23 protein-coding genes, 1 tRNA gene and 1 pseudogene are annotated in these 23,899 nt (G+C 71.4%); 17 read left to right on the plus strand and 8 right to left on the minus strand.

Translation table 11 applies throughout. The annotated features are described in order from the left end of the window. Window positions 1–14: 14 nt before the first annotated feature. Window positions 15–1,421, plus strand: a complete 1,407-nt coding sequence (locus MFF64_RS09995) for an FAD-binding oxidoreductase (RefSeq protein WP_099906842.1) — start codon at window positions 15–17, stop codon at window positions 1,419–1,421. Window positions 1,422–1,775: 354 nt separating this feature from the next. On the opposite strand, the gene MFF64_RS10000 is transcribed toward MFF64_RS09995, so the two are convergent. Beyond that, complete coding sequence (locus MFF64_RS10000; RefSeq protein ID WP_099902185.1) at window positions 1,776–2,732, minus strand: ketopantoate reductase family protein; 957 nt, start codon at window positions 2,730–2,732, stop codon at window positions 1,776–1,778. Between the two features lie 296 nt (window positions 2,733–3,028). Next, complete coding sequence (locus MFF64_RS10005) at window positions 3,029–3,265, minus strand: hypothetical protein (protein WP_099902187.1); 237 nt, start codon at window positions 3,263–3,265, stop codon at window positions 3,029–3,031. 643 nt (window positions 3,266–3,908) lie between these two features. On the opposite strand from MFF64_RS10005, the gene MFF64_RS10010 reads away from it, so the two are divergent. After that, on the plus strand, window positions 3,909–4,094 hold the full coding sequence (locus tag MFF64_RS10010) for a hypothetical protein (RefSeq protein WP_238190619.1): 186 nt from the start codon (window positions 3,909–3,911) through the stop codon (window positions 4,092–4,094). A 643-nt stretch (window positions 4,095–4,737) separates the two neighbouring features. Here the strand turns inward: MFF64_RS10010 and MFF64_RS10015 are convergent. After that, window positions 4,738–4,814 (minus strand) — tRNA-Arg (locus MFF64_RS10015). Between the two features lie 219 nt (window positions 4,815–5,033). Between MFF64_RS10015 and MFF64_RS10020 the strand changes: the two genes are divergently transcribed. Together MFF64_RS10020 and MFF64_RS10025 are read left to right on the plus strand one after the other, a co-directional pair. Further along, complete coding sequence (locus tag MFF64_RS10020; protein WP_165795837.1) at window positions 5,034–6,605, plus strand: integrase family protein; 1,572 nt, start codon at window positions 5,034–5,036, stop codon at window positions 6,603–6,605. A 49-nt stretch (window positions 6,606–6,654) separates the two neighbouring features. Beyond that, window positions 6,655–6,892, plus strand: a pseudogene (locus tag MFF64_RS10025) (IS481 family transposase); the annotation flags it as partial. On the opposite strand, the gene MFF64_RS10030 reads toward MFF64_RS10025, so the two are convergent. Together MFF64_RS10030 and MFF64_RS10035 are read right to left on the minus strand one after the other, a co-directional pair. Beyond that, window positions 6,889–7,320 (minus strand): tellurite resistance TerB family protein, encoded by a 432-nt coding sequence (locus MFF64_RS10030; RefSeq protein ID WP_099906619.1) that lies wholly within the window; start codon window positions 7,318–7,320, stop codon window positions 6,889–6,891. The pseudogene MFF64_RS10025 and the gene MFF64_RS10030 sit on opposite strands and share 4 nt — an antisense overlap. A gap of 110 nt (window positions 7,321–7,430) precedes the next feature. Further along, on the minus strand, window positions 7,431–8,240 hold the full coding sequence (locus MFF64_RS10035; RefSeq protein WP_099906617.1) for a formate/nitrite transporter family protein: 810 nt from the start codon (window positions 8,238–8,240) through the stop codon (window positions 7,431–7,433). A gap of 160 nt (window positions 8,241–8,400) precedes the next feature. Here MFF64_RS10035 and MFF64_RS10040 point away from each other — a divergent pair, with 160 nt between their 5' ends. Beyond that, window positions 8,401–9,672 (plus strand): alpha-hydroxy acid oxidase, encoded by a 1,272-nt coding sequence (locus tag MFF64_RS10040; protein WP_165795836.1) that lies wholly within the window; start codon window positions 8,401–8,403, stop codon window positions 9,670–9,672. A gap of 250 nt (window positions 9,673–9,922) precedes the next feature. Here MFF64_RS10040 and olsB read toward each other — a convergent pair whose 3' ends face one another. After that, complete coding sequence (olsB, locus tag MFF64_RS10045; RefSeq protein WP_099906613.1) at window positions 9,923–10,909, minus strand: l-ornithine N(alpha)-acyltransferase; 987 nt, start codon at window positions 10,907–10,909, stop codon at window positions 9,923–9,925. A gap of 303 nt (window positions 10,910–11,212) precedes the next feature. On the opposite strand from olsB, the gene MFF64_RS10050 reads away from it, so the two are divergent. Further along, window positions 11,213–13,039, plus strand: a complete 1,827-nt coding sequence (locus tag MFF64_RS10050) for a DUF4153 domain-containing protein (protein ID WP_238190621.1) — start codon at window positions 11,213–11,215, stop codon at window positions 13,037–13,039. A gap of 48 nt (window positions 13,040–13,087) precedes the next feature. On the opposite strand, the gene MFF64_RS10055 is transcribed toward MFF64_RS10050, so the two are convergent. Further along, window positions 13,088–13,483: a DUF2267 domain-containing protein gene (locus MFF64_RS10055; RefSeq protein ID WP_099901857.1), complete on the minus strand. Its 396-nt coding sequence runs from the start codon at window positions 13,481–13,483 to the stop codon at window positions 13,088–13,090. Between the two features lie 289 nt (window positions 13,484–13,772). Between MFF64_RS10055 and rplU the strand changes: the two genes are divergently transcribed. The 10 genes from rplU to MFF64_RS10105 all read left to right on the plus strand — a co-directional run bounded on the left by rplU (window position 13,773) and on the right by MFF64_RS10105 (window position 22,708). After that, on the plus strand, window positions 13,773–14,090 hold the full coding sequence (gene rplU / locus MFF64_RS10060; RefSeq protein ID WP_099903429.1) for a 50S ribosomal protein L21: 318 nt from the start codon (window positions 13,773–13,775) through the stop codon (window positions 14,088–14,090). 42 nt (window positions 14,091–14,132) lie between these two features. Further along, window positions 14,133–14,414 carry a 50S ribosomal protein L27 gene (gene rpmA / locus MFF64_RS10065; RefSeq protein ID WP_099903427.1) on the plus strand — a complete coding sequence of 94 codons (282 nt, stop codon included), beginning with the start codon at window positions 14,133–14,135 and terminating at the stop codon, window positions 14,412–14,414. Between the two features lie 193 nt (window positions 14,415–14,607). Continuing rightward, entirely contained in the window at window positions 14,608–15,243 is a 636-nt protein-coding gene (locus MFF64_RS10070; RefSeq protein ID WP_099903425.1) for a GNAT family N-acetyltransferase, read from the plus strand. Window positions 15,244–15,308: 65 nt separating this feature from the next. After that, window positions 15,309–16,337, plus strand: a complete 1,029-nt coding sequence (gene obgE / locus MFF64_RS10075) for a GTPase ObgE (protein WP_099903423.1) — start codon at window positions 15,309–15,311, stop codon at window positions 16,335–16,337. 48 nt (window positions 16,338–16,385) lie between these two features. Continuing rightward, window positions 16,386–16,673: a type II toxin-antitoxin system VapB family antitoxin gene (locus MFF64_RS10080; protein ID WP_099903421.1), complete on the plus strand. Its 288-nt coding sequence runs from the start codon at window positions 16,386–16,388 to the stop codon at window positions 16,671–16,673. Beyond that, window positions 16,670–17,074, plus strand: a complete 405-nt coding sequence (locus tag MFF64_RS10085) for a type II toxin-antitoxin system VapC family toxin (RefSeq protein ID WP_099903419.1) — start codon at window positions 16,670–16,672, stop codon at window positions 17,072–17,074. The genes MFF64_RS10080 and MFF64_RS10085 overlap by 4 nt, the downstream gene beginning before the upstream one ends. After that, window positions 17,071–18,192 carry a glutamate 5-kinase gene (gene proB, locus MFF64_RS10090; protein WP_238190623.1) on the plus strand — a complete coding sequence of 374 codons (1,122 nt, stop codon included), beginning with the start codon at window positions 17,071–17,073 and terminating at the stop codon, window positions 18,190–18,192. The genes MFF64_RS10085 and proB overlap by 4 nt, the downstream gene beginning before the upstream one ends. A 137-nt stretch (window positions 18,193–18,329) precedes the next feature. Then, window positions 18,330–19,352: a chemotaxis protein CheB gene (locus MFF64_RS10095; protein ID WP_238190625.1), complete on the plus strand. Its 1,023-nt coding sequence runs from the start codon at window positions 18,330–18,332 to the stop codon at window positions 19,350–19,352. 126 nt (window positions 19,353–19,478) lie between these two features. Beyond that, entirely contained in the window at window positions 19,479–20,162 is a 684-nt protein-coding gene (locus tag MFF64_RS10100) for a spermidine synthase (RefSeq protein WP_438823062.1), read from the plus strand. 194 nt (window positions 20,163–20,356) lie between these two features. Then, window positions 20,357–22,708, plus strand: coding sequence for a DUF3772 domain-containing protein (locus MFF64_RS10105; RefSeq protein WP_238190629.1), 2,352 nt, complete (start codon window positions 20,357–20,359; stop codon window positions 22,706–22,708). A 121-nt stretch (window positions 22,709–22,829) separates the two neighbouring features. Here the strand turns inward: MFF64_RS10105 and MFF64_RS10110 are convergent, their stop codons facing one another. Next, window positions 22,830–23,060, minus strand: a complete 231-nt coding sequence (locus tag MFF64_RS10110) for a hypothetical protein (RefSeq protein ID WP_238190631.1) — start codon at window positions 23,058–23,060, stop codon at window positions 22,830–22,832. A gap of 409 nt (window positions 23,061–23,469) precedes the next feature. Here MFF64_RS10110 and MFF64_RS10115 point away from each other — a divergent pair, with 409 nt between their 5' ends. Next, window positions 23,470–23,892, plus strand: a complete 423-nt coding sequence (locus MFF64_RS10115) for a translation initiation factor 2 (RefSeq protein WP_238190633.1) — start codon at window positions 23,470–23,472, stop codon at window positions 23,890–23,892. Window positions 23,893–23,899: the final 7 nt, after the last annotated feature.

Raw genomic sequence — 23,899 nt, forward strand, 5'->3', positions numbered from 1 at the left:
ATCGGATGACGGCGATGCCGGACGCGTCCCGCAGCGAGGCGGCCACCGCCCTCGTGGCGGCCCTCGTGGCGGCCCTGGGCGACAAGGCGGTGCTCACCGGCGCCGAGCGGCCGGCCCGCAACGACGCCGACTGGAGCACGCTCGGGCCGCAAGCCCCCCTCGCGGTCCTGCGGCCCACCACCACCGAGGCGGTCGCCGCGGCGATGCGGATCTGCGCCGCCCACGGTGTGCCGGTGGTGCCGCAGGGCGGCCTCACCGGCCTGTGCGGCGGCGCCCGTCCGCTCGCCGGGTCGGTCGCCCTGTCGCTCGAGCGGATGACCGGGATCGAGGCGATCGACCCGGCCTCCGCCAGCATGACGGTCAGAGCCGGCACGCCGCTCCAGGTGGTGCAGGAGGCCGCCGACGCGGCCGGCTTCCTGATCCCGCTCGATCTCGGGGCGCGGGGCTCCTGCGCCATCGGCGGCAACGCCTCCACCAATGCCGGCGGCAACCGGGTCATCCGCTACGGCATGACCCGCGAGATGATCCTCGGGCTCGAAGTGGTGCTGGCCGACGGCAGCGTGATCACCGGGCTCAACCGGATGATCAAGAACAATGCCGGCTACGACCTCAAGCACCTGTTCATCGGCTCGGAGGGCACGCTCGGCATCATCACCCGGCTCGTGCTGCGGCTCTTCCCCAAGCCCGCCTGCACCGTCGCGGCGCTCTGCGCCCTGCCGGACTACGCCTCCGTGGTCGGTCTCCTCGCGGCCTCCCGCCGGGGCCTCGGCCCGATGCTGTCGGCCTTCGAGGTGATGTGGCCGGATTACTGGGAGACGGTCGGCGCGATGCCGGGCGTGCGAGTGCCCCTGCCGCAGGGCCACGCCGCCTATTGCCTGATCGAGGCGCAAGGCACCGACGAGACCTTCGACGCGCCGCGCTTCGAGGCCTGGCTCGAGGCGCAAGCCGAGGCGGGGCTCTTGGCCGATGCAGTCCTGTCCCGCTCGGTGGCGGATGTGAAGGCGTTCTGGGGCGTGCGCGACGCCTGCTCGGAATTCCCGCAGGTGCTCGGGCCGCACGAGTCCTTCGATATCGGCCTGCCGGTGGCGGCGATGGACGATTACGTGCGCGCCTGCAAGGCGGCGCTGGCCGAGCGGCTGCCCGGCGCCTTCGCGCTGTTCTACGGCCATATCGGCGACGGAAACCTGCACATCGTGGCCGGGCTGAAGGGCGCTCGTCCGCAGCCAAAAGACGTGATCCAGGAGGTCATCTACGGACTGGTGCGCGAGTTCGGCGGCACCATCTCGGCCGAGCACGGCATCGGCCTGACCAAGAAGCCCTGGCTCGGCCACGTCCGCTCGGAGGCAGAGATCGCCCTGATGCGGCGCCTCAAGGCGGCTCTCGATCCGGACGGGATGCTCAATCCCGGCAAGGTCGTATGAGGAGGGCAGGCTTCTCTCGGGAGAGTTGATCCCCTCTCCGTCGTTCCGGGGCCGCGAAAGCGGAGCCCGGAACGACGCGGTGAATGATGAGTCGGTCGAGCCCAACGATCACGCGATGAACGATCCGGCCGCGATGACTTCCACCGCCGGCACAGGAGAAGCCCAGTGATCGTCGGCTTCGGCTCCCTGAATGCCGATCTTCCATCTGCCCGAGATCCCGTGCTCGGGCCCGGCCCTGCTCGCCGACGACCTCCCAGTGCAGGCGGGCGAGCATTGCCGCCGCCCACGCCTGCGGCCGGCGGGGCGGCCAGGCGAACCTGCTGTGGCCTGCGGGCACTGATGGACCGGAGCTGATCAGACCGGGCAGCTCTCGGGGTTCGCCTGCACCGGGAAGGCGGCCTCGCGCGCCTTGATGAGGGCCACCACCGTGTCGTTGACCGGGGTCGGCACGCCGCAGAGCCGCCCCAGGCGCGGGATCGACCCGTTGATCGCCTCGACCTCGCCGCGGCGCCCGGCCCGGTGGTCGAGCAGCATGGAGGGCCGTGCCTCAGGGATCTTGCCGCCGAGCCGGCGGATATGCTCGACCGGATCGCCGACCTGGAGCGTCACGCCCATCGCCGCCGCGACGGCGACCGCCTCCTCTGCGCAGGCCTTCGCCACGCGCCAGGCCTCCGGATCGGCCATCACACCGCCGATGGTGAGGCCCGTGAGGGTAGTGGTGCCCGAGAAGGTGACGTTCATGATCAGCTTCTCCCACACCATCCGGCGGATATCGTCGAACAGGCTGACCTTGAACCCGGCCGATTCCCAGATCGCCGCCGAAGCCTCCAGGCGCTCCCGCGGCAAGCCCGCGAAGGCGCCGAATCGGATCATCTCGAGCCCGTTATGGTGCGCGTGGCCGGGCCCGCGCATCGAGGCGCCGAAGCCGCCGACCACCCCGACGGCGATCCGGTCCGGGTCGATGACCGTCGCGGCCATCTCCGGCGAACCGAGCCCGTTCTGGATCGTCTGCACCACCGTCCCGGGCCCGATGAGGGAGGCGCAGCTCCCGGCTGCCGCGGCGACGTCGAAGGCCTTGGTGGCGATGATGACGAGGTCGCAAGGACCGACCTCCGCCGTGCTCGTGCCGGCACTCGCGAGCCGCACGGTCCGGTCGCCGCTCGCGCCCTCGACGCGCAACCCGTGCTCCTGCATCGCCGCAGCATGATCGGCCCAGAGCGTGACGGCGTGCACCGCATGGCCCGCCGAGGCCATCAGCGCCGCGTAGACCGAGCCCATGGCCCCGCATCCGACGATCGCGACCTTCGCCATCCTGGCCCCCTCCCCTGGTGTCGACCGGCGCTCTTCGCGAGGCGCCCGTGCTCGACGGCCCGGCGACCTCGGCGGGCTGCCCGGCCATCATGGGGTCGATCGTATCGTCGCGACGGAGCTACCGTCCAGGCGTCGCGGCCGGTCCGGTTACCCTCGCGATCATGAAGGCAGCCGGGCGGTGAGACAGGGGCGCATGTGACCGTTGACCTCGATCGGGTCGTTCCGGCGCGTCGACCACGCGGCGCCCTCGTCCTCTGGGGTCTCCGTGGGGAGGTCGGACGAGAGGCGCGCAGCCCTCACGCGGCGAGCGTACCGAATTGCAGGGCGTGCGCGCGGCGGCTCACGGCCGGCCACTCGTTCGCGCGGCGCAGCGGGATCCGGGCCTCGATCAGGAGGTCGTCGTCGAGCAGGCCTTGCGCCACCTCGAGGGTGGCCTCCGGGAAGGTCTCCAGGATGGCACGCGCGGCCGCATCGATGTGCGCTTCGCGATCGGGGCCGTACTCGATCAGGACGTGCTTGAGGACGCAGAGCATGGCCGTGGTGTACCCGCCCCGGGGCTCTGCCCGGTAGTGCGCCCGGGCAACGCTAGAGCCGGGCGATCAGGGCAGCGGCGGGTTGAGCACCGGCGCCAGCGCCAGGCCAAGCATGAAGGCGGCGACGGCCATCCGGCGGAACTGGTTCGACGTGACCATGCGAGCCTCCCGGGCGACGGCATCCAGCCGGCGTTGCGAGAGCTCCTACCGATCGGCGATTGCGTGCGTGTGTCGTGCAACGAGGCGAAGTGTTTCGTGGTGCGGCGACGCACCGGCTCACACGCTGCGGATCCTCCGGAACCGGACCGTGCGCGTCGACCATCCCGCGCCCCCCGTCGGGCCTTCGGCCTCTCGCTGCGAGCCCCGGCGCCCGAGCAAAATCCTTGTTGTTCGACAGCGGCTTGAGAGAGCGGGGAGTGTCGGCGGGCAAGGCTCGACACGAGGGCGCCACCAACCCGACACCAGCCGGCAGAGTCGCCCCGGGTGGCACTGCGGCGACACGCGTCAGCGCCTGGTCCGGCTTTGGGCTGTTTCGTCAGCCTGGGGAAGCGACGGTGCCTGCCACGAGACAGCCCGAAGTGGACCACATCGCCGCCGCCCTGCCCGGCCATAGCTGCGCTACGACCAATCCGGGATCTGACCCATGCCGAACCTGCGCGCCGCGTTCCTGACCGTCATCGGCATGGGGCTGATCGCCCTGGCGATCACGGGCATCGCGGATCGGGACGCCCAGGCGCGCCTGGAGCGGGCGCTGCGGCCCACACCCCCGATCCAGACGGTGAGCAGCGTCACGGCGGGCCCATTCGCTCAGCCGGGCCCTGCGCGGTGAGGGGTGGCAGACTGCTGTCGCCGTTGCGTTCACCGGAGCATTGTCCGATGACGTGGGTACCGGTTCGACGAAGACCATGCCGCGCGATCAAAGACCCGGAGCATCGCCTGCTTGCAGGGTTAGGGTACACGTCGGTGCCGTTCAGCCATGCCGAACCGGCGCGGTTCCGTCCCTTCGGGCCGGGTCAAACCTGCGGGAAACCTCCGGGAGAACCTACGTCGCCTTGAGATGCGCGGTGCCGGACACATTCCGTGGGGCCTGCCGCGCCGGACGCCGCCCGTCCCGGGCAGGCATTCAATCGATGTCCGAGATCCGTACCACGGAAGCTGGCATGCTCCATGGAATGGACGTCCTGGCCGTGACCCGCGCGGCCGACCGTCCCGAAGAGCGAGGACACGATTCTTTGGAGCCGACCCGGGATCCCTCGTTCCGGAGACTTCGACGCGCGCTGGAGGACGGGTCCGAGCATGTCCAAGGCCAAGCTCAGCCGTGGCTCATCCTGACCGGCCTTGCGGGCGCGATGCGCCCCACGTCCTGCACCGTCCAGCCGCGTCGCTCCCGGCGTGAACCAGCGAGCCCAGGCTCGACGCTGTCCAAGATCTGCTGGCGACGCGCAACCTCGGCACCAACTCATCGAGATTGCTGGCGACCCCGGTAGGGCTCGAACCTACGACCTGCCGCTTAGAAGGCGGCTGCTCTATCCAGCTGAGCTACGGGGCCTGACCGGTTTCCGTCGTATCAGGACCCTTGCCCGTCGTCCACAAGAGACTCACCCCTAAGGTGTTTTCCCCTCTGCGAAGACCCGTTTCCGGCTCCTCCCGGGGTGTGCGGCACCGAACTTGGCCCGGTTTCCGCCATCGCAACGGACCCCGGGTAGGGCGACGCCGGTTTGCTACGGGTTTGCTACGCGCTAGAGCAGTCGCTCCAATGGAGCGCGCCATGCCGAGGAAAGCCGAGGTCCTCACTGCCACGGCCATCGAGGCCATGATCCGGGAGGCGCGCGAGACGGGCGCCGCGCCCCGGGACGTGGCCGACGGGGGTTGCCAGGGGTTGACCCTGCGCCTCACGCCGACGGCGGCAGTCTGGTCGATCCGGTTCCGCTACGCCGACAAGCCCCTGCGCATCCGGCTCGGCGACGCGCGCGAGTGGACCCTCGCGCAGGCGCGCTCGGTCGCCGTGGCTGTGCGGGACCACGTCGAGGCCGGACAGGGCGTTCCGGCGGAGGAGTGGATCTCGCTCAAGCGCACGGCCATCACGTCGAAGGGCGAGGGTCCGGCCTTCATGCTGCGCGACAGGGGCCCGGCCACGTGGACGCTGGAGGAAGGCCGCGAGGCATGGGGAGCGTGGATGCGGCGCGAGGTCGAGGCGGGGCTTCTCCGGCCGGCCACGGTGCGGAACTACCTGAGCGTGATGGGCGGCCCCGCCATGCGGACGCTCGACACGCGCTACGTCTCCCGCATCACCGCCGCCGACATCGCCGCCGTCGTCGAGACCCTGGTAGCCGAGGGCAAGCGGTCGACCGCCCGGGACATCGTCCGCGTCTCGAAGAGGTTCTGGCCGTGGATGGGCGACGCGGGCCGGCGGCACCTCTCCGGCGCCGACACGAACACCGTGGCGGGGTTGAAGGCTCCGGAGATGGGAACCAGGCCGCAGCGGCGGTCCCCGCGCCTGCCGGCGGTCGCCTACATGCTGGCGGTGGCCCAGACCGGCGTGCTCTCGACGTCCGTCGGCGGCGCCATCGAGCTCCTCATCCATACCGCGCAGAGGCGATCGAGCGTCGTCAAAGCCAGGGTCGACGAGTTCGAGCCATGGGCCGAGCGAGAGGGATGGGGCGTCTGGTGGCAGGGACACCGGACGATCTCCCGCGACACCCCGACGGAAGCCGACCCGCGGCACGGGGCGCACGCCCTGCCGCTGCCGCCGCAAGTCTGGTGGCGGATCGAGGCCTACCTGGACTTCTCGCGCCGGGAAGCGGAGGAGCGTGGTGTCCCACGGTCACCGTGGATGTACCCAGCGGCGCGGCCGCGGCGGCTCGGCGACCCGGTCACGCACCTGTCGCCCCATACCCTGACGCACGCCGTCGCCGCGATGCCGGGCGTCGAGGCCGCGCCGCGCGATGTCCGACGCGTCTTCGCGACGGTATGCCAACGGGACCTTGGTGTGGCCACGCCCGTCGTCGGCATGGTCCTCGATCACGCTCACTCGGACCTCCGTGAGGTGTCCGACGGCAACGCGATGACGCGCCGTGACACGCCGGACCAGATGCTGGCCCTGAAGGCGCCGGCGCTGGAGGCGTGGCAGACGGCAGTGTGGGCTGAGAGACTCAAGATCGACCTTCCGGACAGCGAGACGCTGAAGTCGCAGATTGTCGCCGAGAACCTGCGCCAGCGCGGCGTCACCGACCTTGAGGCCGAGGGCGAGCGCCGTCGGCAGGCAGCCGCCCGGGCTTACGCCGAGGGGCGCACCTGGCGTCAGCGACGCCGTCCGACCGGGGCAACGAACCCGGCCTGAGCGCGCGCCACGTCGGCGGGACGCTCGGCCCGCGCGAATCCCGGCCCCCGGTCAGGGAGAGCGCATGAACCGGACGATCAACGAGGCAACCGTCAGATCTGTCACTACGAAGACCTGGAGAGCTCGACGGCGCACGTCCTGGCCTTCGTCACGGCTTACACCTTCGCCAAGCACCTCGAGCCTTGCGCTGGAAGGCCCCATTCCGGATCATCCGTCAGGCCTGGACCAAAGACCCGGACCGGTTCACGATCGACCCGCAGCACCTCAATCCGGGCCCATCCACTTAGAGCAGCGCGTCCCGGTCTAGCTCGAGCGCTCCTGCCACCTCGGTCAGGGCCCGGTGCTCGGACGGGCTGATGCCCTCGAAGTCGGCGACATCGGCGGCGATCAGGAAGACGCTCTGGCGCTGCTCGGCCGGGCGGTCGGCGATGGCCTCGATGAAGAGCCTGTTCTGCATCCGCCCGGCCCGGGTGCGGGCGCGGCCGATCGCGTCGTAGAGCTCCTCCTCCAGCATCAGGCTGTCATAGCCCTTCTCGAGGATCGGATCGGCCAGCATGCCCTTCAGCGCCGCCTCGAACTCCGCCCCCGCGACCTCGCCGTCGGCCACGATCACGTTGGCGCAGGCCGACACCGCGGCCCGCATCAGCGGGGCATCGCCCGCATAGGCCGTCACCGTCTGCTTGAACCGGCCGAAGGCCGCCTGGACGAAGCTCATCGGTCTCCCTTCTTCGCATATCCGTCTTGCCCTGCTTAGCAAGCGCGGTGCGGGGAGAAAATCGGCAGGCTGCCGCAGCGCAGCATCGACGCGTCAGGGTTCCTGGCGGATCACAGCTCCTGCCGCACCTGGGCATGGGCGAGAAGCGCGAACAGGCCGGTGCCGCCGATGACGTTGCCGACGAGCGCCGGCAGGATCATCCCGCCAAGCACCTGACCCGGGCCGGCCTCGCCGGAAAAGAGCAGCAGGAAGGCCTCCGCGGCGCCCGCCACCACGTGGGTGAAGTCGCCGAGCACGATCGCGAAGGTGAGGGTGAGGACGATCCAGAACTCGCCCCCGCTCGAGGCCGCCCGCAGCCACGCCACGGTGGCGATCAGGAAGCCGGCCGGGATGCCCTGGAGCAGCATCGCGGACGGCGCCTTGTGCATCAGGCTCTCGCGCGACACCGCCAGCATCGCATCGAGAAGGCCTGGGCTCACCACGTGGCCGTGGATGTTGAGCGCCGCCGCGGCGGCGGTGCCGACGAGGTTGCCGAGGAGCACGATCCCCCACAGCCGGGCCGTCGCCGCCAGCGCCCGCCCGCTCGGCCGGGTGACGAGGGGCAGCACGGTCACGATCGTCTGCTCGGTGAAGAGCTGCAGCCGTCCGAGGATCACGATCAGGAAGCCGAGCGGATAGCCGAGCTGCGCCACGACGGTGCGGCCTCCCATCTCGGCCGGCAGCTTGTGGTGCAGCGCCCCTTGGGCGATCACCGAGGCCGTGATGGCGATGCCGGCCGCGACCGCCGACCAGAAGAGCGAGCCGGCGGGGCGCGCCAGCTCCTCCTTGCCCTGCTTGCGCACCGCCTCGTGGACGATGGTGGCGCGGGGCGCCGAGCGATCCTCGATCTCGCCGCGTTCGCCCTCGTCCCGGTCCGCCATGATGATCCCGCGCCGCCTGCCATGGTCATGAGCAGTTTCGACGCGTGGCATCTTCCGCCGTTCCACCGCCCTCCCCCGCCTCGGCTTGCGGGTTGCGAGCTGCCGCGCGCCGGTGCTACCCGTCGTGACGACCGGATCGAAGAACCGGAGGGAGGCAAGCGTGGATGCAGACGAGCGCCACACGGGGCGGGCTCTCGCCCATCGGCCATCCTCCGCGCTGACGCAGCCGCCCCGCGCACCGGCCCAGGCGGCGCCCGCCGCCGCCCCGACCCGCCTGAGCGCCCGGCTGCAGCGGGCCCACGCCGTCGCGGACCTGCGCGACCAGGCGGCCCGGCGGCTGCCGAAGGCGGTGTTCGACTTCATCGACGGCGGCGCCGAGGACGAGCGCACGTTGCGCGACAACGTCGAGGCCTTCGATGCCTGGATGCTGATGCCGCGGGTCGGCGTCGATGTCGGCACCCGCGACCTTTCCCGGCCGATCCTCGGCCATCCCTCGTCCCTGCCGATCATGATGGCGCCGACCGGGCTCGCCGGCTTCTTCTGGCCCGACGGCGAGGTCGCGGGGGCGCGAGCCGCCGCGCGGGCCGGCATCCCCTACTGCCTGTCGACCAACTCCGTCGGCTCGATCGAGCACGTGGCGGAGGGCGCGCCGGAGGGCGAGCGCTGGTTCCAGCTCTACTTCCTGCGCGACCGGGAGTGGATGCAGGCGCTGCTGCGCCGCGCCGCGGCCGCGCGCTACCGGGTCCTGTGCCTTACCGTCGATCTCGCGGTGCAGGGCCGGCGCGAGCGCGACCTGCGCAACGCCTTCACCATGCCGCTGCGGCCGCGCCTCTCCACCGCCCTCGATCTCGCACGCCGTCCGGCCTGGCTCGCCGGCGCCGCCCGCTCGCGGCTGGGCTTCGGCAACTTCCAGGTGGCGGGCAGCGGCTTCACCAGCGTCGCGCAGCACGTCGCCTCGCTGTTCGACCCCTCGGCGAACTGGGACGACATCGCCCGCATCCGCGACCAGTGGCGCGGCCCGATGGCGCTGAAAGGTCTCCTGCACCCGGGCGATGCCGAGAAGGCCGTGGCGCTCGGGATCGAGGCGGTGATCGTCTCCAACCACGGCGGCCGCCAGCTCGACGACGTGCCGGCGGCGATCGCGGCCCTGCCCGAGGTGGCCGAGGCCGTGGCGGGCCGGGCCGAGATCATCCTCGACGGCGGCGTGCGCCGCGGGACCGACGTGATCAAGGCGCTCGCCCTCGGCGCCACCGCCTGCAGCCTGGGTCGCCCGTTCCTGTGGGGCCTGTCGGCCGGCGGGTCCGAGGGCGTGTCCCGGGTCATCGAGATCTTCCGCAATGAGCTCGACAACGCGATGACGCTGCTCGGGACGCCGACCCTCGACGCCATCACGCTGGATCACGTGCGGGCGCGGCGGGGTGGCGGGTGGTGAGAGCAGAGCCCGGTGCTCCGGAGGACACTCTCGACACGGTCCGAGCTTATCCGATCGCTCTTGCACATGATCCCATCTGCCACCTCATCCTGAGGTGCCGAAGCGAAGCGGAGGCCTCGAAAGAGGCCTCCAGAAATCTCCGAGGTCCCTGGAGCCCTCCTTCGAGGCCGCTGCACGGCACCTCAGGATGAGGTCGTGGGTGGGATAAAGTCGGCGCAAATCACCGCGCCGCGACCGAGAGAAATCCCCTTCACGCCGCGTGCCGCCCCGCCTCGGCGCCGAAATGCCCGATGTAGCGCTTGGCGATCGCCTCGACCGGCAGCACCACGAACACGTCCGTGGTGCCGAACTGGCGATCGACCACCGCGCCGTCGCCGAAGGTGGCGCCGACCCGCAGATACCCCTTGATCAGGGGCGGCAGGGCCTGGAGGGCGGATTTGGGGTCGATCGCCTCGCGGCTGAGACGGTCCATGGCGACGTGGCGGCCCGGCAGGGCGCGGGCGCGCCAGGCCTCGGGGGCGCGGGCGAAGTGGTGCAGGAAGCTCAAGGGCAGCGCGAGGCGGTCGGGGTCGGTGCCCTCGAGGCTGGCGCAGCCGAGCATCGCGTCGACGCGGTGATGCAGGACGTAGGTCCAGATGCCGTGCCACAGCAACTCGACGGTGCGCTTGGTGCGGTAGGGCCTGAGCACGCAGGAGCGGCCGAGCTCCAGCACCCGCTTGCCGGCATTGGCCTCCAGCACCGGGCCGAGATCGTACTCGCCGGCGGTGTAGAAGCCGAAATGCCGGTCGGCCTGCTCCTGGCGCAGCAGCCGGTAGGTGCCGACGACCCGGGGCTTGGGCTTGCGGAAGGGTTTTGCCTCCTGGGCAGCGTGGTCGATCACCAGGAGGTGGTCGCAGACCGCGTCGTACTCGTCGGCGTCGCGGCGCTTGAGAAGGGCGAGGCCGGTCGGGATCGCCGCCATCTCCTCGTAGAAGACGCGGTAGCGCAGCCGCTGGGCCCGCTTGACCTCCTTCGGCGTCGTCGCGAGGCGCACCTCTAGGGAGCCGATGCGACCGAGCACCGGGGCGAGACCGGGAGCCTCGACGTGCTTCAGGCGCGGGAAGAGCCGCGAGGGCTGGCCGAACCCCTTGAGCTGGATGCCGCCCTCCGCGGCGCGGCCGAGCAGGCGCGCGAGGGGAATGCCGGGCGGAGCATCGCGGCCGTCGCCGGCCGGGCCGCGGGTGAGGAACGGAACCATGGTCGAGGCATCCCGTGCGGCGCCGACCGATCCGGCGCCCGTGGGGTGGTCGCCGCGACCGCCCCGCGTGGCGACAAGACACCACGAAGCCGGCACGGGAATATGACAGGGGTTAGCCAGGCGCAACAAGGCGTTCGCGCGACGGCAACGGACCGGGGCGGTGCCGCTCACCTTGCGGCATGGGCAGATGCAGGCTAGGCCGTCGGCGCCGGGACGATGGGACCGCCAAGGCCGCACCGGCTCCTGGTGCGGGCGACGTCCGCGCCGCCGGGTCCCGGCTCGATCGTCAGCCGGAGATGTGAGTTGAGCGTCGAGAATCCGGCAACGCCGCAGCCGGGAGCCGGTGTGGAGCGCCCGTCCCCGAGCCCGGCCCGGCGACGGATCGGGGCTGTCCGGCTCGCCATCGGCTGCGCGCAGGGGCTCACCCTGTGGTTCTTCTTCGCGAAGGCGGAGGCGATCTGGGGCGTCGGCCCGCATCGTGAGGTGATGGCCTACGCGCTGCCGCTCCTGCTGATCGCACCGCTGGTCCCGATCCTCGGCGTCGGTCGCCTGCGTCGCGGCACCGTGCTCGCCTGGCTGGGGGCCGCCTGCACCCTGCTGGTGCTCCTCGTCGCGTACGACCTGTGGCGGGCGGGACCACCGGCCGACGGCGTGGCGCCCGACGGGGAGCTCGGCCCGCTCCTGATCCCGGCCGCCTTCGCGGTCGTCTACATCCTCCATCACCTGATCGAGCCGGCCGACGCGGCGCGGCGCTGGCGCCCACCCTACGCCGCCTATGTCGGTGGCGCCTGGCGGCACGCGTTCCAGATCGGCACAGGCGTCGGCTTCGCGGCGGCGGTCTGGGGCGTGCTCGGCCTCAGCGCGGCGCTGTTCGACGCCCTCAGGCTCGCCGGGGTGGCCGAGACGCTGACCGCCCCGGTGGTGGTGATGCCGGTCCTCGGCCTCGCCTTCGCCGGAGCCGTGCACGCGACGGATGTCCGATCCGGATCGCTCGCGGCCCGGCTGTCGGTCGCGACGGTGCTCGCAGCCGTGCTCGCGGTCCTGGCGACCGGCCTCCTCGCGGCCTTCCTGTGCGCGCTGCCGTTCACCGGGCTGGAGCCGCTCTGGGCGACGCGCCACGCCGCCGCCCTGCTGCTGGCCAGCACCGCGCTGCTGATCCTGATCGTCAACGCCGCCTATGGCGACGGCACGATGCCGGAGGCCCGCTCGCCCCTGCTGCGGGCCACGGTGCGGCTGGCCGGCCTGCTCCTGGCGCCCCTCGTCGGCCTCGCGCTCACGGCCCTCACCCTGCGCATCGCGCAGCACGGCCTGACGCCGGTCCGGGTCTGGGGCCTCGCCGCCTGCGCGGTCGCCGCAGTCTACGCCGTCGGCTACGCGTGGGCCGGGCTCCGGGCGCGACCCTGGATGAGCGCACTCGGCACCACCAACCTGGTCGGCGCGGTCGCGACCGTGCTGGCGCTGCTGCTCCTGCTCTCGCCGGTCGCCGATCCGGCCCGGCTCTCGACCGCGGACCAGATCGCGCGCCTGGAGAGCGGCCGGGTGGCACCGGAGAGCGTCGACTTCACGGCGCTCCGCTTCCGCTTTGCCCGCTACGGCCGGGAGGCGCTGGCGCAGCTCGCCGCCTCGGGCGATGCGGCGGTTGCCGATCGAGCCCGCGAGGCACGAAACCGGGGGATCAACCTCCCGCCGGGGGGCCGCCCCTTCGCGGGCGCCACGATCGCGCCGCCGGGCGCGTCGCTGCCCACCGGGTTTCGGGAGCAGTCCTGGCCGCGCGAGCCGCTTGCGCGGGAGCCTGCCTCCTGCCTGTACTCCGCCGCCCGCTGCATCCTGCTGGTGATCGACCTCGACGGTGACGGTACGCCGGAGGTGCTGGCCTTCCGGGAGCTGCCGGATTTGCCGGGGAGCGGTGGCGTCTTCGCCACGGAAGCCGCCGTGTACCGGCGCGACGATCGCGGGGTCTGGCGCAAGGCCGGAACGCTGTCGTGGCCGTTCGGCCGGGCGATCGCCCAATCGATCCTGGCAGGGATCCGCGCAGGCCGGGCGGTTCCGATCCCGCCCGGCCTGCCCGATCTCGACGTCGACGGGCAACGCCTGCGCTTCGCGCCGGACGCGAACCAATCCGGCCGTTAGGGATTCACGTCCGCGGCGCCCGACTGCCGAGCGCCGCGATCCGTCTCGTCAGACGAACTGGCTCAGGCCCGGGATCGAGCCGACGATCGGGCCCATCACGTCCTCGCCGGCCTTCTCGCGGCCATAGGCGAACAATTCGCGGCCCAGCGGCTGCATCTGGCCCATCGGCACGCCGGCGGACATCAGCTTCTGGCCGAGCGCCATCACGCCGCCGCCCATCATGCCGCCGAGCATGCCCATCAGGCCGCCGCCGCCCTCGCCGGGGCCGCCGTCACCGGACTGGGCGATCGCCGTCTCGGCGCCCGGCATGGCCGCGATGAGCTGGCCGACCTCCTGGGGCGGGCCCTCCTTCTGCAGGAAGGCCAGGATGAGCCCGATCGCCTTCTGGGCCGTGGTCGCGTCGAGTCCCGTGGCCTGCGTCACCCGGGCAACAAGCTCTTCCATCGTGGTCTCCCGCTCGTCGGCGTCGGCCCCTCCCAACAGGTGATCGGCGGCCCTTCGACCGGGCGGTCTTCGGCGAAGGCCGCCATGAAATCAAGGCGGGGTGGCAAATCCCGGCGGGCGCGGCGTTGACAGACGGCGCCCGCACCCGTAACGGTACGGTCTGGCGCGCGGACCGCAAGGCCCGCGCGCCGTCGCGTTCGCGGCGGCCTGCTCAGGCACCCGGACGTCAACTGTCAAAAAGACGACCCCGGCGAGGCGCCGGAGGCCGGATGGAACACGGACGAGAACGATGTTCGCAGTGATCAAGACCGGCGGCAAGCAGTACCGCGTCGCCGCCAACGACGTCATCACGATCGAGAAGCTCGAGGGCGAGGCCGGCGCTGCCGTCACCTTCGGCGAGGTGCTGCTGTTCACCGACGGCTCCGGCACGACCCAGGTCGGTGCCCCGCTCGTCTCGGGCGTCAGCGTCGCCGGCGAGATCGTCGAGCAGACCCGCGGCCCGAAGGTCATCGCCTTCAAGAAGCGCCGCCGCCAGAACTCGCGCCGCAAGCGCGGTCATCGCCAGGACCTCACCGTGGTCCGCGTCACGGGCATCAGCGCCGCGTAAAGCTGGCCGCGAGCCCTTTCCCAGAATTCAGGAGTTAGCCCCATGGCTCACAAGAAGGCAGGCGGTTCGTCCCGCAACGGTCGCGATTCGGCTGGTCGTCGTCTCGGCGTGAAGAAGTTCGGCAGCGAGGCTGTCGTCGCCGGCAACATCATCGTGCGTCAGCGCGGCACCAAGTGGCATCCCGGCGTCAATGTCGGCATGGGCACCGACCACACCCTCTTCGCCCTTACCGACGGCAAGGTGCAATTTATTACCAAACGAGGCCGCGCCTTCGTAACGGTCGTCGCCAACGACGCCGCCCCGGCCCTGGAGGCCGCAGAGTAACCCGACGGAGCCAGTGACGAGGGAGCTCCGCCGGTGTCCCCACACCGACCCGGCGACTCCTGCTCATCTTAGGCCCTGAAACGGCCGAGCTCCGAGCGAGATCACGAGGGGAAGGTGGGGCACCACCTTCCCCTTCGTCGTTCTCGTAACCGCGCCCGAGCGGGAGGCTCTGGGTTCGGATCGGAGTCAGGCGATGTTTCCCGACCTCACCCGCGACGATGTCTTCCGGCTCGAGACCCGGAGGCTGTGGCTGCGCTGGGCCCGCCAGGCCGACGCGCAAGCCCTCGTCCGCTTCGCCGGTGAGAAAGCCGTAGCCGGGATGACCGCCCGCATTCCGCATCCGCTCGATCCGCCATCCGTGGATAACTTCATCCTCGAATCGCGGCAGGCCAATGCGGATGGACGGGCGCTGATCATGGCGATCACGCCGCGGCGCCACCCGACCCAGGCGATCGGCGTGGTGAGCATCGAGCCCGGTCCGGAGGGCGGTGCCCCGCATCTCGGCTACTGGCTCGGCACACCGCACTGGGGCCAGGGCCTGGCCACGGAAGCCGCGCGGGCGATGATCGACGCCTTCTTCGCCTATACGGAGGGGAGCGAGCTCGCTGCTTGCGCCCGGGTGGTCAACCCGGCTTCGCGGCGGGTGCTGGAGAAGTGCGGCTTCGCCTCGGTCGGCTCCGGGCTCCAGGCCTTCCCCGCCCGGGGCGGCGTCTTCCCGGTCGACCGTTTCCGGCTCGACCGGCGGGCCTGGGACAGCCTGAAGACCTGGCACGCCGCGGGCCTCGTCTTCGAGCGTCATGACCGGCCGGAATGCCGGCCCGGCGCCTGATCTGATAGAACCACGGCGGCCGGGGCTCCTCCCCGACCGCCGTGAACCCATTCTGGAGTGATCCCGTGAAGTTCCTCGACGAGGCCAAGGTCTACGTCCGCTCGGGAGACGGCGGCGCCGGCTGCGTCTCGTTCCGGCGGGAGAAGTTCATCGAGTTCGGGGGTCCCGACGGCGGCGATGGCGGCCGGGGCGGCGACGTCTGGGTCGAGTGCGTCGAGGGGCTGAACACCCTGATCGACTACCGCTACCAGCAGCATTTCAAGGCGCGCAAAGGCGAACACGGCTCGGGCCGCAACCGCGCCGGTGGCAAGGGCGAGGACGTGGTCTTGAAGGTGCCGGCCGGCACCGAGATCCTGTCCGAGGACCGCGAGACCCTGATCGCCGACATGACCACGGTCGGCCAGCGGGTGCGGCTTGCCAAAGGGGGCAATGGCGGCTTCGGCAACGCCTACTTCACCACCTCGACCAACCGCGCCCCGAAACACGCCAATCCGGGGCTCGAGGGCGAGGAGCACTGGCTCTGGCTGCGCCTCAAGCTCATCGCCGATGCCGGCCTCGTCGGGCTGCCGAATGCCGGCAAGTCGACCTTCCTCGCCGCCGTCACCGCGGCGAAGCCGAAGATCGCCGACTACCCCTTCACCACCCTGCATCCGGGCCTGGGCGTGGTGCGGGTCGATACCCGCGAATTCGTGCTCGCCGACATCCCGGGGCTGATCGAGGGCGCGCATGAAGGTGTGGGCCTCGGTGACAAGTTCCTGGCCCATGTCGAGCGCTGCCGGGTGCTGCTCCACCTCGTCGAGGGTACGAGCGAGGATGCCGGGGCCGCCTACCGGCTGGTGCGTACCGAACTCGAAGCCTACGGCCACGGCCTGGAGGACAAGCCCGAGGTGGTCGCCCTCTCGAAGGCCGACGCCCTCGACCCCGAGACCCTGGCGCTCCAGGTCGAGCGGCTGGAGGCGGAGACCGGCCGGAAGCCCCTGGTCCTGTCCTCTGCGACGCGGCAGGGCGTCACGGAAGCCCTGCGCACCCTGATGGCCCGCATGGACGAGGCGGCGGCCGAGGCGCCGGCGGAGCGGGTGGCCTGGCAGCCTTGAGGTTGCCGCGCGTCGTGCGGTAGTCTGCGTGCAGTCGGGAAATGCCACATGGCCGAGCCTCTGATCATCGACAGCGACGAGCCTCTGCGGCTGGCCCGGCGCCTCGCGGAGCGTCTTGGGACGACCCCGGACGATGCCGTGGCGCAAGCGCTGCGCGCCTATGACAAGGCGCCAGCGGCGACGCGCCCCTTGATCGCTTCGTGGCAAACCCTGGGCGATCGAGAAGCCGTCATCGCCGATATTGTGGCGCGCGGCGCGGCTGTCAGGGCCAAGCTGCCGCCGGGGACGAACTCCGATCACAGCGATCTTTACGACGAGTCCGGCCTGCCGCGATGATCGCGGTCGATACGTCGGCGCTGCTCGCCATCGCCTTCGGCGAGCCAGAGGCCCAAACCTTTCTCGCCGCTCGAACACGAGAAGACTGCGTCCTGGGCACACCGACAGCCCTGGAGGCGCATATCGCCGTCGAACGCCGCGGCGAACCCGATGCGACAGGCATCCTCCGCGAACTTATGAGTCTCTCAAATCTCACGCTCCTGCCGTTTACGGCAGCTCAGGCCTTTATCGCGCAACGGGCATTCGACCTTTACGGCAAAGGTCGCGAGCATCCCGCATCCTTGAATCTTGGTGACGGCCTGTCTTCCGCCATCGCCAAGCGCGACGAGCTTCCTCTACTGTTCAAAGGAACCGATTTCAGCATGACGGACCTCGTGCCCGCCGTGAGCGTGCGGCCGTGACTCCCACCCTCGACCAGTTCCGCCGCGTCGTCCTGAAGGTCGGCTCGGCGCTCCTCGTCGACCGGGGGCGGGGGCGGCTGCGGCATGCCTGGCTCGCGGCGCTCGCCGAAGACATCGCCGACCTGCATGGCCGGGGCGTCGACGTGCTGGTGGTCTCCTCCGGATCGATCGCGCTGGGGCGCACGGTGCTCAATTTCAGCCCGGGTCCCCTGCGGCTCGAGGAGAGCCAGGCCGCGGCGGCGGTGGGGCAGATCGCGCTCGCCCGCCACTGGTCGGAGGCCTTGGCCCATCACGGCATCGTCGCCGGCCAGATCCTGGTGACGCCGCAGGACACCGAGGAGCGCCGGCGCTACCTCAACGCGCGCGCCACCACCCTGAAGCTCCTGGAGGAGCGTGCCGTCCCGGTCGTCAACGAGAACGACACGGTGGCGACGTCGGAGATCCGCTACGGCGACAACGATCGCCTCGCCGCCCGGGTCGCCACGATGATCGGCGCCGACCTCCTGGTGCTGTTCTCCGACATCGACGGGCTCTACACCGCCCCGCCGGCGAGCGACCCGAAGGCCGAGCACCTGCCGGTGATCGCCCGGATCACCCCGGAGATCGACGCCATGGCGGGCGGACCGGCCTCGGAACTGTCCCGCGGCGGCATGCGCACCAAGGTGGAGGCGGCCAAGATCGCGATCTCGGGCGGCACCCACATGATGATCGCCGACGGCCGGCCGAAGAACCCGCTCAAGGCGGTGACGGGCGGGGCGCGCTGCTCGTGGTTCCTCGCAGGCTCGACACCGGGGGCGGCCCGCAAGACCTGGATCGCCGGTTCGCTCGAGCCGCGCGGCACCCTGACGATCGATGCCGGCGCAGCGCGCGCGCTCCAGGGCGGGGCGAGCCTCCTGCCGGTCGGCGTGAAGCGGGTCGAGGGCAGCTTCAGCCGCGGCGACGCGGTGACGATCCGGGCCGGCGACGGTCAGGTGCTCGGCCGCGGCCTCGTGGCCTATGACAGCGAGGATGCCGGCCGCATCCTCGGGCGGTCGAGCCGGGAGATCGAGGCGGTGCTGGGCTATCCGGGCCGGGCCGCCATGGTGCACCGGGACGATCTCGCCCTGGTGGGCGATTGACGCGCGGGACCTCGGCAGCGTCGAGGGCGCGCGGGGCGGGAGGCTGGCCGGCATATGCACCGTCCCGAGACCTAGTGCGTTAGCCCTTCGCGCATGAGCCCTTGGATGAGCCTTCGGCGCGCCGGGAGCAGGCGACCATGGCCAACCGCGACATCGTCGTCATCGGCGGCTCCTCAGGGGCGACCACGCCTCTGAGGGCGATCCTCGGCGCCCTGGCACCGGACCTGCCGGCGGCAATCTTCGTCGTGCTGCACATTCCCGCCCGCAGCCTCGGCGTGCTGGCGACCGTGACCGCGGCAGCGACCCATCTGCCGGTTCGCGCGGCGACCGACGGCATGGCGATCCAGCCCGGCACCGTCACTCTCGGCGTGCCGGACCACCACCTCATCCTGGCGGAGGGCCGGATCCGGCTCGGGCGCGGCCCGCGCGAGAACATGGCGCGGCCCTCCATCGATCCGCTGTTCCGCTCGGCCGCCGCCGCCTACGGCCCTCGGGTGATCGGTATCCTGCTGAGCGGTCTCCTGAACGACGGCGCCTCGGGCCTCGAAGCGATCAAGAGCTGCGGCGGGATCACGCTGGTGCAGGATCCCGCCGACGCGCTGGCGGACGAGATGCCGCGCAGCGCCCTCGCGGCCCTGGAGGTCGACCTGACACTGCCGGCGGCGCGGATCGGCGACGTCTTGTCGGACCTCGTGCGCGATGCCGCCGGGCCGCGCCTGCCGGTCTCGCCCGAACTGCGCCTGGAGGTCGACATCGCGGCGGGCGAGCGGGTCGACAGCGACGTGCTGCGCCGCATCGCCGACCCCTCACCGATCACCTGCCCACAATGCGGCGGCGTCCTCTCGCAGGTGCGCGACGGCAAGCCGCTGCGGTTCCGCTGCCAGGTCGGCCATGCCTTGTCTGCCGAGGCGGTGGCGAAGGAGCAGGAGAACGCCGTCGACGAGGCCATGCGGGTGGCCCTGCGCATCATCGAGGAGCGCGCGGAACTCGTCCGGCGCATGGCGCGGGAGGGGCGGGAGGCTGGACGGACGGCCGTCAGCGCGATGTACGAGGAGCGCGCGGCCGAGTATCGCCGCTACGCCGACACGATCCGCAAGGCCGTCCTCCTGCGGCTGCCGCTCTCCGAACCCTCGGGCGACGAGGGTGCGCAGGAGAAGTGACGTCGTCCCGGAAAGTGAATCTTCAACCGGCACCCCCTATGAGCGGGACCACGATACGAGGCGCCCGCCCCTCCCCCGGCGGCGGAGACGAGACCGATGCGGCGTTCCCCCGTGCCCGGCGCGGCGCTGGCGGCCTGGACCGAACTCGATACCGGCCCGATCCCCGGCGGGGGCGGCGCCTTGCGGCTGGTACGGCGCGACGACGAGTTCCTGATCGTGGTCGAGGGCATGGAGCTGATGGGCAGCCATCGCAGCGGCTCGGAGCGGGAGCTCGCGGCCCTCGCCTGCGCGGCCTTGCGCCGCTATCCGGCGCCGCGGGTGCTGATCGGCGGGCTCGGCATGGGCTTCACCCTGCGGGCGGCCCTGGCCGAACTCGGGCCCGACGCCAAGATAGTCGTCGCCGAGCTGGTGCCGGCGGTCCTGACCTGGGCCCGCGGCCCCCTCGCCCCCATTTTCGGCGGCTGCCTCGACGACAAGCGGGTGGAGATTCGCGAAGGCGACGTCAACCGGGTGATCCAGTCCGGGCCGCAGGCCTGGGACGCGATCCTCCTCGACGTCGATAACGGCCCGCGCGGCCTGGTCAGCCGGGCCAATGACCGGCTCTACGATTCCTGGGGTTTGAAGCGGGCGCGCTGGGCCCTGCGTCCAGGCGGCCTGCTCGGGATCTGGTCCGGCTGCCCGGACCGGAAGTTCAAGGCCCGCCTGCAGCGCACCGGCTTCACGGTCGCGGAGCACCGCATCCGCTCCGAGCGCCCCGGGCGGACCCCGCACGTGGTCTGGATCGCGACGCGCCCGACCGACGGCGGGTGAGGACGGGCTGCGCCCGCGGCGCCACGCCCCTCGCCGCCACACCGCTTCCACTCGGGACGGACTTCGACCCACAGCTGATTCCATCACCGATCACTTGCAATCACTTGCCGATCGTCACTTGCCGACCGGTTAGGACGTGCTAGGCAGCCTGCGGCCAAGCTTCGCAAAGGCGCGGCGTCCCGAGCTGTCCCCCCATGCCCATCCCCGCTTCCGCCCTCCTCCGCGGCGCCGTTCTCGGCGTCCTGACCGTCCTGCTCGCGCTGGGCTTCCTGCTCGGGCCGACTCGGCCAGCCGCGGCGCAGACGGACGACGCGCGCCGCACCGAGCTGAATGCCGGCATCGCAGCGGCCCGGGCCGAGGCGGAGCGGTTGCAGGGCGACTTCAAGGGCCTGCTCGGCATCCGCGACCGGACCGAGGTCCTGATCACCGAGGCCAAGGCGCTGCGGCGGGACACCGAAGCGGCCCGTGCCCGCCTCCAGGCGCAGCTCGCCGAGATCGGGCGCGCCACCGTGCCGGAGGCCGCCGGCGTCGAGAAGCGGCAGGTCGAGGCCGAGCTGGCGCAGGTCGAGACCCGGCTGCGGCAGGACGGGCAGAGCCTGCGCGCTGCCGAGGAACTCCTGAACCGCGTGACCGAGGCGCGCCGGTCGCTGTTCGCCCGGCGCCTCCTCGCCCCGAGCCCGAGCCCGCTCACCCCTTCCTTCTGGAGCGAGCTCCTCGACCGGGCGGTGCCACAGGTCGGCGAGAGGATGGCGGCCCTCGGCACGAAGGCGGCAGAGAACGCCTGGGACGAGGATTTCCTCGGCCTCGCCGTGATCCTGATCCTGGGGCTCGGCCTGTCCTGGGTCTTCCGCGCGGTCGGCCGCCGCCTGGCGCGCAGCTGGCGCCGGCTCTGCGAGCGGGCCGGTATCGGCCCGCGGCGGGCGGCCGCGATCCACGCCCTGATCGATCTCGGCGTGATGGTGGCGCCGCTCCCGCTGGCGATCGCCATCCTGCTCCTGCTCAACGAGGAGACCGACCTCTCGCCCGGCAGCCTCGATTCCCTGTTCGTCCGCTTCTTGGCCGCGATCGCCGGCGTGCTGCTCGGCACCGGCATCCTCCGGGCGATGGTGGCGCCGCGCGATCCCGCGGTGCGGCTCCTCGCCGTCGGCGATCCGGCGGCCCGGACCATCCATCGCACCGGCACGGCGATGCTGCTGATCTACGCGGCGAACCTCGTCTTTTCCGAGTTCACCGTCATGGCGCAGTTCCGGGGGGTGATCGGCGAAGCCACGACGATCCTCACGGTGCTCGCCTGTTGCGCGCTCCTCGCCGGCGCGCTCGTGCGGCTCGCCCATGCCGAGCCCCCGGACGAGGAGGCCGTGGCGGCGATGCCGGCGGCCTCTCCCGTCGGTGTCCTCGGCGGCCTGGCGCCGCTCGCCTGGGCGGTGACGGCCGCCGCCTTCGCCTGCGTGCTCCTCGGCCTCACGGCGCTCGGCGCCTTCCTGGTCGGGCGCCTCATCGTCACCGGCGTGCTGGTGGCGTTGGGCTGGATCGTGCTGATCTGCGTCGACGCGCTCTCGGTCGGGTCCGAGGACGTCGCCCGCTCGCCCCGGCTGTCGCGGTTGTGCCGCACCTTCACGCTCCGGCCCGAGACGCTGGCGCTGGCCTCCATCGTGACCTCGGGCGCGCTGCACGCCCTCGTCGTCGGCGCGATGGTGTTCGTGGTCATCGGCCCGTGGAACCTCGCCTATGGCGAGCTGAACCCGTTCCAGGACGCGTTCCTCGGCACCACCGTGGCGGATCTGCGCGGCTGGCTGGGGGCCGCCGGCCTCGCGCTCTTCGCCTTCGCGGTGGGCCTGCTGGCGACCCGCTTCGCCACCGGCTGGCTCGACCGGCGCTTCCTGCCCCATACGAGGCTCGATGCCGGGGCGCGCTACTCGGTCATCACGGTGGTGGGCTATGGCGGCCTCGCCCTGACGCTCGTGGTGGCGCTCGGTCAGCTCGGGGTGAACCCGCAGAGCCTCACGGTGATCGCCGGCGCCCTCTCGGTCGGCATCGGCTTCGGCCTGCAGAGCATCGTGTCGAACTTCGTCTCGGGGCTCATCGTGCTCGCCGAACGGCCGATCCGGGTCGGCGACCTCGTCACCGTGAAGGGCGAGGAGGGCCGGGTGAAGAAGATCAGCGTGCGATCCACCCTGATCGCCACCGGCGACCGCACCGACCTCGTGGTGCCCAACACCGACCTCATCACCTCGATCGTCCGCAACAAGACCCTCACGGACGACACCCAGCGCCTGCGCGTGCCGCTGATCCTCGACAAGGAGACCGACATCGAGGTGCTGCACGAGATCCTGCTGAAGGTCGCAAGCCACCATCCCAACGTCGCGGCTCACCCGGCCCCGACCCCCCTCCTGATGCGGATCGGCGAGCACGGCCTCGAATACGAGGTACGCTGCTTCCTCGTCGATCTCGCAGCGAGCGACGCGACGCGCAGCGAGCTGAACACGGTCTGGCTGACGCTGTTTCGCCGCGCCGGCATCAAGCTCGGCGGGCCGCCCGCGGCCTGACGGCCGAACCAGTCGCGGGCCGGGCATCATTCCGCCGGCCGCGGGCGGCCAGTGCCGCGGCGGTCGCCTGTGAGGATGATGGCAAACAAGAACCCGAGCAGAGTCGCGCGATGCACTCTGCTCAGAGCGCCTCGACGAGCGGAACGGCGGCCACGAGGGCGATGGCCACGGCGAGGGCGACGGCCAGCACCAGGGAGATGGAGCGCCCCGCAAGGACGGTGATCCGGCGCTCCCCTCCCGTAGATGGCAACCGTTCGATGTTCGGCTGACTCATGGCAAAACTGCTTGTCGGCGCGTAGACGCCCCGCGTCAGAGTAACAGACTCGACCGAGACAAGAGTGGACACCTTCATGCCCAGCGTCTCTAAAGCTTGTCCGGGCGTCTCAAACCGGCACGCATCGGGAACCGGCGCAGGGACAGGCAGCCCCCTGGCGACCCTCGGCTCGTCCTTCCCGGGCCTCAGGACATAACCTGTTTGGTTGCGGCCGGACAGGCATGAAAACCTGCCGTTGCTGACGCAGCAGGAACCGACGATCATCCCTGGAACGTCATCGGCGACGATCCGATCGTCCGTCTCACTTGTCGGAACTCTACGTCTCAAACGGCGCGGCTGCCCTGGACAACCGGATTCGGTTGGGAAACAAACGGGACGATCCCCACGGTCAAGCTTATCGCGAATGGCAGGGGATCCTGATCAAGATCAACCGCCCTCTTGCCAATGGACGCGGCCGCCGGTCGGCCCTCCGCGCGAGCCCGACGTAATGCGCATCATTGCCGCCAGCCTGAGCTTCCTCGCCCTGACCGCCTGCGGGACCGTGACCCGCGGCACGACCGAGCAGGTCACCTTCCTGTCCGAACCACCCGGCGCCGCGATGCGCACCTCGTTCGGGACGGGATGCCCGGTCACGCCCTGCACCCTCGAGATCCCGCGCAAGCAGGAATTCGTCACGACCTTCTCGCTGCCCGGCCACGCCGACGTGCAGGTGCCGGTCACCACGAAGCTGAGCGGGACGGGCGGCGCCAGCATGGCCGGCAATCTCGTCGCCGGCGGCCTCATCGGCGCGGGCGTCGATGCTTATCACGGCACCGCCTACGACCACACGCCGAACCCGGTCATCGGCCGCATGGTCCCGTTCTCCTCGCCGCTGCCGGCTCGCCGCCGCCGCGCCGCGCCGCAGAGCTGACGGAGGC

The sequence above is a fragment of the Methylobacterium frigidaeris genome (assembly GCF_022179185.1).
Classification (GTDB): Bacteria; Pseudomonadota; Alphaproteobacteria; order Rhizobiales; family Beijerinckiaceae; genus Methylobacterium; species Methylobacterium frigidaeris.